This is a genomic window from Photobacterium lucens, from assembly GCF_009873615.1.
In the GTDB taxonomy this organism is placed as follows: domain Bacteria; phylum Pseudomonadota; class Gammaproteobacteria; order Enterobacterales; family Vibrionaceae; genus Photobacterium; species Photobacterium lucens.
In genome coordinates this window covers 1-902 of sequence record NZ_SSMG01000019.1, presented here as the reverse complement: position 1 = coordinate 902, position 902 = coordinate 1, and the positions used below count along the sequence as shown (strand labels likewise).

Annotated in this window: 1 protein-coding gene; it reads right to left on the bottom strand. The window is 29.7% G+C overall.

The window, feature by feature from the left end; translation table 11 throughout:
- The coding region (locus E5A76_RS02140; RefSeq protein ID WP_161117960.1) for a GGDEF domain-containing protein at nt 1–902 on the bottom strand (902 nt) is incomplete at both ends.

The following is a 902-nucleotide window of genomic DNA, read 5'->3' as shown; positions in this document are numbered from 1 at the left end:
CAATGAATATTTGAAAAGATAAGAAACTCATCGCCACCAAGGCGGATCACAATATCGTCATAATTAAAGTGTTTTTGAATAATATCTGCCACGATTTTTAAAATGTGGTCACCTTTTTCATGACCATAGTTATCATTGATATACTTGAAGTTGTTTAGATCCACAAAGGCAATATGTTGATAATTATTTAAATTATCTGATAAGTGATCACGGGTTAAGCAAGAGGTTAATGAATCAATTTTCTCGAACTTCGTTTCACTTTTATCATAGACATTCGTCACAATAAAAACGCTCTCACCACAAATCACTTTATTTCTTTGAGTAACAAATGTTTTTTCCACACCATCGATGATAACAACTTCTTCTTTTGATAGAACGATGTTATCTGAATTGATTAATTCTAGATCAGCATTTAAGCAGTTATCGTATGCGGGAAGTTTTTGCTTTACATCTTCAGCAGATAAGCCAACTAAATCTAAATTACAGAATTCGATATGTTTTTTATTATTAAAGATAACATTACCATTGATATCTCGAATGACAACCATACAATCTGCATTATTAATAATGGCATTAGCAAGGAAATTACCGATATCAAATGACATATTTGAGTGATGGTAAAATGCAGAAATAAAGTTAGATGCGATATCTTTATTACTTTGCTGATAGTTAATATTTAATGTATTAAATGGATCTAGTTTTAACAGGTTATCAATATTACTGTAATTATCCTCACAAATAGTGTTGTATATCTTTTGCTCTACTTTATTGTAAAAGGTTGATATATCTTCTAGGTTCTTAAATCGATAATCAGTTTGTGTATTTTCTTTTACATCTGCTATATCTTTCGGTTTCGAGTAGTAATAGCCTTGATGGAGGAAATTAATTTTATACTTCTTTTC